A 7,750-nucleotide genomic window follows, 5' to 3' on the forward strand; every position below is an offset into this window, starting at 1 on the left:
CTTCTTATTCGCATAATATCGATTATGGAATATCCGAAGTGGAGTTCGCATCAAAATCGTGCTGCCAAGAGCCGGTCTAATTAGTTACTGAATCGTCATTGGCTAGAGCGATTCGACATGTGGTCTTAGCACGTCAACCGTCTCAATCAGTCCCGCAGCCTCCATCACGAGCAATAGCTCCGCTGACGTCATTTCCGGTTTTTTGAAGCGTTCACGCATACGCCGGATAGCTGCAACGGCGCGAGCTTCGTCGAGGGCGATAGTATCCGCAATGAAAGCGTCAGCGGTTTTCGCCTCCATATTCAGGTCGGAAAGAACTGTCGCTGGAAAGTCCTTAAGGTTTTCAGTTACGATCATTGCGGCTTGCGGCTTGCGTCTTGGCAGCCGCAGCAACAACGTGGTGATCGCCGGGATCGGGCAGACTCGCCGCAACCGACAAGAAGTTGTCAAAATCTGTAACCATGGCGTCTTCGAAGGCAGCTTCCATGCTGGCGCGCGCCCGCTCCGCGCGCGCCGTTGCATCGTCAAAGCCTTTGCCGCGCAAAATTTCCCCGATAGCTGCTTCGGTCTCATCCAGGACGCGGCTCGACCAGCGGAGACGAAAAAACTCCGCCTCCGCCAAAGAGAGAAGCAGGTTCCTTTTCAGCGCGCTCGCAAGCGAGCACGCATCGATGAATGCGGTAAAGCGGTTTGCAAACAAGCTTACAGGTGCTCCGCGTCCCGCTCAGCGAGATTCGCAAGCGCGTTGCCCCGCTTCTCATCACGCGTGCGCTTATAGGCGAAGAGGTCCTCCGCCCTAATCCTGCGATGACGTCCCACTGTCACGTGCTGAATTTCGTTCTTCTCGAGCAGCGAGACCAGAAACGGACGCGAGACATTCAGGATGTCGGCAGCTTGCTGGGTAGTCAACATCTCATGTACAGGCACGAGCGTCACCGCATCGCCGCGTCCAATATGCCGCAGCAATTCCATCAAGAGACTCGACAGGGCCGGTGACAAGGTGATCTCAGCTGCCTTTTGCGCATCGTCGAGCACGCGCAGTTTGGCATCTCCTGTCGCATGCGACGCGAGTATCTGACGGAGCTGGTTGGCTGCCGCCTTCTCGCTCGCGGAAGGCAGGCGAGTACCTCCCAGCTCTTCGGCATACGCTGGCATCGTCATTGTATCTTCTCCCCTTGGAGGCCTTGTATATAAGCGATAGTCGAAATAAACGCAACAAGTGAAATAAACGAAACTCGATAAAGTTCCGATCAGCGGGGCTCCCTGCCCCAGGTCAGCAGCCCAATTCAGCGTGAGACTCGGGGACCGACAGGCATGGAAGTGCCGGGGAATTGGCACAGAACCGGGCAACCGCCCGGTGAAGTCCAGATGCGATTCTTCGCAAGGCTTAAGCTTTTGGCCTAGGAATAAATTCCGAAATCGATATTATGCAAACAATATCAATAGCTTAGCGTTATGCAACATTCATCGTGCCGTTGCAACTGGCTGAGACCTTCAATGCGCTCTTCATCCGACTGGCGTATCCAGTTATTCCTTTGCTGAGCCATGATAATTTCGATCTCTCTTCGACCTTCGTCCTCCGATTTTGATTTCGATTTGGAGTCCGGGTAGAGCGCCCAATGCCGCATCATTTGCCAGTCTTTGAAACACTGCTGAAAAAGCGTGGCCGTATATGGAGTTGGAGCGTTTGCACGACCGAAGGCCGGGTCGTCATGCTCGGCACGGAAAACCGCAGAACCTCTGCCAGATACAAAGCAAATAGAGCGCTCTTCCTGCGCTCCATCAGCGACCGCAGGGGAGCAATGGAAAAGAAATCGGTAAGGATCGGAGATGCCTGGAATTCCTGAACATCATCTAGGAGAAATTAACTGCAACAATCCGGCCATTCCTTCGGCGCTGGAGAGGGACGACCCGTATCTCAACTAGAAAATTTTGCGGAGCCCAGATCGAAACGAATGTCATAACGATGCAGCTTCGCATAGACGGTACTCTTGGCGAGACCGAGTGCGGCCGCGGTGGCCGTCACGTTGCCGTTGCACGACCTGAGCGTGCGCGAGATCAAGTCACGTTCGGAAGACTCGGCGAGAGACAGACCGGGCTTGCGCTCGCATGGTCGTTCGGTCCCCCGGATGGTATCGGGCAAGTCCGAAGGTTCGATCGGGTCGCCGTTGCCGGTCAGCATGAGACTCTCGACCAGGTTGCGCAGTTCGCGGACGTTGCCGGGCCAATCATGGCGCTGAAGGTGCGCGAGCGTCTCTGGCGCAAAACGGCGATCGGCAAGACCGTAGCGCGCCCTTGCCTGGGCGACGAAATGATCGACCAGCAGCGGAATGTCGTCGCAGCGCTCCCGCAGGGGCGGTATGTCGACGGGGACGACAGCCAGCCGGTAGAACAGGTCCTTGCGGAAGCGCTGTGCGTCCACATCCGCTTGCAGATCGCGGTTGGTGGCGGCGACGAGGCGGAAGTCCACCTTGCGCACCGCGGTCTCGCCGATCCTGCTGATCTCGCCATTCTCGAGAGCTCGCAGCAACATGGGCTGGAGGTCGAGCGGCAATTCGCCGATCTCGTCAAGGAACAGGGTGCCGCGCGACGCGGCTTCGATCTTTCCGGCCATGCCGCCGCGCCGCGCGCCGGTGAACGCGCCATCGACATAGCCGAAGAGTTCGCTGGCAAGCAGTTCGCGCGAGGCGCAGCCGCAATTGACGGCAACGAACGGGCCGTTCTGGCGCGGCGACACGGCATGGATTCCGTGCGCGAAGACCTCTTTCCCGACGCCGGTCTCGCCGAGCAGCAAGACCGGAGCAGCGGACTTGCCGACGCGACTGCACTTTTCGACCACGCCGCGCATCTTCGGGCTGCTATAGATGGTGTTGGCGAAGGCCTGGACCTCGCCTCGCGCAGGTGACAAGAGTTTGCCAGAAGCGCTCGGCCTTGGCGCCACCATTACGGTTCCGAGGTGTTCACCCTGATGCACCACTGGCTTCAGCCATTCCTCCTTGATCCATGCCGGACGCGAGGCGCCAAAGAGTTGATCATCGCGGCTGCCGAGATGGGGAAACCCGGACTGGCATCCCGGCGCGCCCAGGTCGCGCATGATCTGCGACATCTCGCCACTGGCCTTGAATGGACGTCCGGCACTGTCGAACAGCACGGCGTGATGCCGATCCGAAGGCGGCAGCATCCAGAAGCATTTGTCCAGAAGGCGGTAGCGGGCGTCCAGCTCCATCTGCAGCAGCTGTGCCTCGATGCGCGCAGCCGCCGAAATCGCCAATGCGAGGGCCGGCCGCCCATAGGAAGAGGACAGTCCGGAGATGTCGATCGCGCCGATCACAGCGCCGTCGATGGGATCGCGGATGACGCAGGCCGAGCAAGTCCAGCGGTGGATGCCGGAACAGAAATGCTCCGTGGCATGCACTTGGATGGGCTGCCCGGTTTGCAATGCGGTGCCGATCGCGTTCGTCCCGCAGGTCGTCTCGCTCCAGTTGCTGCCGGGCAGCAGGTGGGTTTTTTCAACTGCATCGCGCAGGGCCAGCTTGGTGTCGCCCTCCAGGCGCAAAACAATGCCGTCGGCATCGGTCAGCACCATCACGGTGCCGGTTTCCAGCATGTAGTCGCGCGCAAGCGCCATCGTCGAAGCACCGGCCTGGACAAGACGGCTGCGCTTGTCGAGCAGACGCTGCAGCCTGTCATTCCTGATCGGCATCGGAGCCTGGCCGCGCCGGTAGTCGACAGCCGATTGCTGGCAGCGCTGCCAGGAGTCGGTAATGGCTGATCGCACGACCGGCTGACGCGTGCTGCTGCTGCTGCCGGAAAGGAAGCGTTCCCAGCTGGTCAGAACGTCGCGTTCGATACCTGGATTGGCGAAAGCATCCTCTGGCGTCTGACCCAACACGTTCCCTCCTTTGACGCGCTGAGTGGTCCCAAATGTCTGCCGGGACCCCGAGCTTTATCTCTTGATTGTGAAGCCATCCATGGAAACGCGCAACTGGGTATCCCGACCTTGGTGCTATCAGGCGCGCCTCCGGCCGCACCGCAACACGGCGAGGTCGGAGGCAGATTGAAGGCCGCAAGCCAGCAAAACCTAGGCGGCCTTGCGCTGGCTCAGGCTGTCGTAGAAGGCGGTTTCAAAGCGCATGTAGCCGGTGAACGAGGCCACATCGGCAAAGGGCAGGATCTGGGTGGCCCAATAGCCGCCGAAGCCGTTCTGACGGTCGATCCAGTAGAACAGGTTCGCAAGCCCCGCCCAGCCGAGCGCGCCGGCCGGCCGTCCGGTCGGCGCCTTTTCGTCATTGACCATGAAGGTGAACGCCCAGGATTTTGACAGGCCGGGGAAGAACTCCGCGTCATTCGACAGCGATTTGATGACGCCCGGCAGCGCCGTCACCTTGAGATCGCCGAGCTGGTTCTTCTCGGCCATCATCACGGTCTCCGGCTTCAGCACTCGGCCATGCGGGCCGGCGCCGTCGTTCAGCCACATGCGGATGAAGCGCATGTAGTCGCCGACCGTGCTGTAGAGGCCGTGGCCTCCCATATGGACCTCGGGGTTCGCAGGCAATTCGAAGTCCATCGGGGTGAGCGAGCCGTCGGCGTTGCGGGCGTGCACGCCGGCAAGCTTGTTCCGCACCGCATCGTTGATCTCGAACGTCGTGTTGGTCATTCCGAGTGGCTTGAAGATGCGTTCGGCGAAGACCTCGCCCAACCGCTTGCCGGTGATGCCCTCGACGACTTGCCCGACCCAATCGATGTTCGTGCCATACTCCCATTTCGAGCCGGGGTCGAACAGCAGTGGCGTCATGATGGCGGCCTTCGACGAGGTGATCACGCTCGGCTGTCCGTGGTCGGTCGCCAGGCGCAGATAGTTCTCGTTGAAGAAGTCGTAGCCGAAGCCGCCAGTATGCAGCAGCAGCATGCGCGTGGTCACCTCGCGCTTCGGGGCGCGAAGCCTGGGCTGGCCCTTGGCATCGAAGCCGTCGATCACCTGCAGCTTGCCGATATCGGGAGCGTAGGTCCTTGCGGGAGCATCGAGGTCGAGCTTGCCTTCCTCGATCAATTGCAGTGCGGCCGTGCCGGTGATCGCCTTGGTCGTCGAGAAGATGGCGAAGCTACTATCGGTCGTCATCGACGCCGAATGGTCGATGCGCCGCTTGCCGACGGCTCCCTCATAGATGTTACCGGTGCGATCTGTGACCATCGCCACCACGCCCGGGACGCCCTGGTCGGTCGTGACGGTTTCGTTGAGGACGGCGTCAGCCGCCGACTTGAAGTCCTTGGTCATGTGTTCCTCCGAATTGTTGTGATGATGCGGGATGCGGGGCCGCGCCCACCAAAAATGGTTGCGCGGCCGCGTGTGTCGTTACTGCTTGGCAAAGCCGGGATAGGCCGAAGAGGCGACCTCATCGCACTTCTGGCGATAGGTTCCGACGCCGCCGATATAGGAGAGCAGACGGCGCGGCTTGCCCTCGACGTTGGAGCCCATGTACCAGGAGTTCGTCTTGGTTACGAGGGTCGTGTTTGCGATCTCATCGTGATGCGCGACCCAGGCATCCTGAGTATCCTTGGTCGGCTCGATGACGCTCAGATGGCTCTTCTTGAGATAAGCGATGCAATCGCTGATCCACTCGACCTGCTGCTGAAGGCATGTCGTCATGTTGCAGAGCGCCGTCGACGGCGCCAGCGGCGCGCCTGTCGTGAAGAGGTTCGGGTAGCCGTGGACCTGAAGCCCCATCGTGGTCCTGATGTCGCGGCTCCACTCGTCCTTCAGCGAGCGGCCGTCGCGGCCACGGATGTCGATGCGGGTCAGCGCACCCGAGCCGGCGTCAAAGCCGGTCGCCAGGATGATCACATCCAGCCCGTACGACGTTCCGTCGGTGAGCTCGATGCCCTGGGGCGTGATCCGCTTGATCGGGTTGTTCTTGACGCTAACCAACTCGACATTCGCCTGGTGGAAAGCCTCCAGGTAGTTGGTCTCGAGCGGGACGCGATGCGTGCCGAAGCCGTAATCAGTCGGGATCAGTGTCTCGCAGAGCTTGGGATCCTTGAGGCGGGCGCGCATCTTCTTGCGGACGAACTCCGATATCTCCTCGCTGACGTCCTCCTCGAAGAACATCTCCACGAATGAGGCGAGCCACAGCCGCAGCGAGCCTTCCTCCCAGATCTTCTCCAGAACGGCGTGGCGCTGCTCCGGGCTGAGATCCTTCCAGTTGCCATTGGTGAAGTCGTATTCGAAGCCGGTGAACGAGTGGGGCAGGGTCTTGCGGAATTCCTCTAACCGCGCCTTGTAGGCCTCGACCTCCTTCGGCCCGTATTTCGGGTTCTTCATCGGGATGATGTATTGTGGCGTGCGCACGAACACCTTCAGGCTGCCGACCTCGCCGGCGATCGTCTGGATCACCTGGATGCCGGTGGCACCGTTGCCGACGACGCCGACGCGCTTGCCGGCGAGATCGAGCTTCTCCTTCGGATAACGGCCGGTGTGGACCAGGGTGCCCTTGAACGTGTCCTGTCCGGGAAACACCGACGTCAGCGGTGCCGACAGCATGCCGCAACACGTGATCAGGAACTGGGCGTCGATCGTGTCGCCCGTGTCGGTCGTGATCGTCCAGCGCTGGGTCGCCTCATTGAAGACGGCGCTTGTCACTGTCGTGCTGAAGCGAATGTCCTTGCGCAGGTCGAGTCTGTCGGCGACGTAGTTGAGCCACTTCTCGATCTCGGGCTGACCGGGGAAGCGTTCGCTCCAGCTCCAGCCCTTGTAGAGCTCCTCCGAGAAGAGGTACTGGTAGATGTAGGCCTCGGAGTCGAAGCGTGCTCCCGGATAGCGATTCCAGTACCAGGTGCCGCCCACGCCGGTGGCGGTATCGATGGCCTTGACCTTGAGGCCTTGCTCGTCGCGCAGCTTGTAAAGCTGGTAAAGGCCGGCAACCCCTGTGCCGATCACGACCGCGTCCAGGCTTTCATGTTGGCGCGCGCCATTGGTCTTGTGCTCACTCATGCATTCCCTCCCATTGTGAAAACTTTGTTCTGTCCCTCGTCGCGAGGTGAGGGACGCAAGGGGAGCTACGCAGATTGCGTGCCAGGACCGGGATCTGGGCTTAAGCGCTTGCAGTGATTGGGTTGTCGGTTGGGGGGCGATGTCAAATGCGTTCGAAATTCAAACGGGACGCGCCTGGATCGACCGAATTTCGATCGAAGTGCCACTGCATTCCGGTGCCGAGGACGCTACCATGTCTTGGATCCTTCAACCGTTCGACCCGCGCGGGCGTACACAAGGCTGGGCAGGCGGGCTGCCGAAAGCCCCGAGCATATCGGTGATCGATGGAGGGAAGGGGCGGGAACCCGCGGTCCGAGAGAACGATGGTCTGCGCTCCGCAGACGTCGGGTCTTCGCGCCTGAGCATTTCTGAATCCCAACTCGCAAGAATTGCGCTAAGATGGGTTTTTCAGATGGGGTTTCCCATGTTCGATACTGTAACCACCGCGCTTTCGCGCGCGATCCTCGACGAGATCTGCGAGGGCGTTTCCGGCTACGAGATGGGCGCAAAGGCACATGTCGCTTCCGCAATCCTGGAAGCGGTCGCCAAAGGCGCGACCTCGCCCGACAGCCTGAAATCTATCGGCCGCAGAGTCCTCTCCGAAACGCATCCATGTGGCGGTAGTGGACGCTAGTACCCACTTTTCTTGGAACGTGAGTCGTGATTCAAGATATGGATGATCCCTGAAGCAAGAGAAGTCCGCCTTTCGCGGAAAGATCGCAC

The 7,750-nt window shown here is 60.3% G+C and carries 7 protein-coding genes; 1 reads left to right on the forward strand and 6 read right to left on the reverse strand.

Features of this window, described 5'->3' with window-relative positions; all coding sequences use genetic code 11:
* Window positions 1-102 precede the first annotated feature (102 nt).
* The 6 genes from ABIB95_RS40985 to ABIB95_RS41010 form a co-directional block, all read right to left on the reverse strand.
* Entirely contained in the window at window positions 103-357 is a 255-nt protein-coding gene (locus ABIB95_RS40985; RefSeq protein ID WP_354116380.1) for a VapC50 family PIN domain-containing toxin, read from the reverse strand.
* Window positions 344-700, reverse strand: a complete 357-nt coding sequence (locus ABIB95_RS40990; RefSeq protein WP_354116381.1) for a PIN domain-containing protein — start codon at window positions 698-700, stop codon at window positions 344-346. The genes ABIB95_RS40985 and ABIB95_RS40990 overlap by 14 nt, the downstream gene beginning before the upstream one ends.
* Window positions 701-702: 2 nt before the next feature.
* Window positions 703-1,161: a helix-turn-helix domain-containing protein gene (locus ABIB95_RS40995; RefSeq protein WP_354116382.1), complete on the reverse strand. Its 459-nt coding sequence runs from the start codon at window positions 1,159-1,161 to the stop codon at window positions 703-705.
* 757 nt (window positions 1,162-1,918) lie between these two features.
* A complete protein-coding gene (locus tag ABIB95_RS41000; protein ID WP_354116379.1) occupies window positions 1,919-3,892 on the reverse strand; it encodes a sigma-54-dependent Fis family transcriptional regulator in 1,974 nt (657 codons plus the stop codon).
* A gap of 189 nt (window positions 3,893-4,081) precedes the next feature.
* Window positions 4,082-5,275 carry a methyl acetate hydrolase AcmB gene (acmB, locus tag ABIB95_RS41005; RefSeq protein WP_354116378.1) on the reverse strand — a complete coding sequence of 398 codons (1,194 nt, stop codon included), beginning with the start codon at window positions 5,273-5,275 and terminating at the stop codon, window positions 4,082-4,084.
* A gap of 78 nt (window positions 5,276-5,353) precedes the next feature.
* On the reverse strand, window positions 5,354-6,988 hold the full coding sequence (locus tag ABIB95_RS41010) for a flavin-containing monooxygenase (RefSeq protein WP_354116377.1): 1,635 nt from the start codon (window positions 6,986-6,988) through the stop codon (window positions 5,354-5,356).
* Window positions 6,989-7,451: 463 nt separating this feature from the next.
* Between ABIB95_RS41010 and ABIB95_RS41015 the strand changes: the two genes are divergently transcribed.
* A complete protein-coding gene (locus ABIB95_RS41015; protein ID WP_354116376.1) occupies window positions 7,452-7,661 on the forward strand; it encodes a hypothetical protein in 210 nt (69 codons plus the stop codon).
* Window positions 7,662-7,750: the final 89 nt, after the last annotated feature.

It is taken from the genome of Bradyrhizobium sp. LA2.1, from assembly GCF_040547725.1.
Taxonomy (GTDB): domain Bacteria; phylum Pseudomonadota; class Alphaproteobacteria; order Rhizobiales; family Xanthobacteraceae; genus Bradyrhizobium; species Bradyrhizobium barranii.

Bases quoted from the DNA above. Each gene is read 5' to 3' on its own strand.
- ABIB95_RS40985 (WP_354116380.1), bottom strand. From the start codon at position 357: ATGATCGTAACTGAAAACCTTAAGGACTTTCCAGCGACAGTTCTTTCC.
- ABIB95_RS40995 (WP_354116382.1), bottom strand. From the start codon at position 1,161: ATGACGATGCCAGCGTATGCCGAAGAGCTGGGAGGTACTCGCCTGCCT.
- acmB (WP_354116378.1), bottom strand. From the start codon at position 5,275: ATGACCAAGGACTTCAAGTCGGCGGCTGACGCCGTCCTCAACGAAACC.
- ABIB95_RS41010 (WP_354116377.1), bottom strand. From the start codon at position 6,988: ATGAGTGAGCACAAGACCAATGGCGCGCGCCAACATGAAAGCCTGGAC.
- ABIB95_RS41015 (WP_354116376.1), top strand. From the start codon at position 7,452: ATGTTCGATACTGTAACCACCGCGCTTTCGCGCGCGATCCTCGACGAG.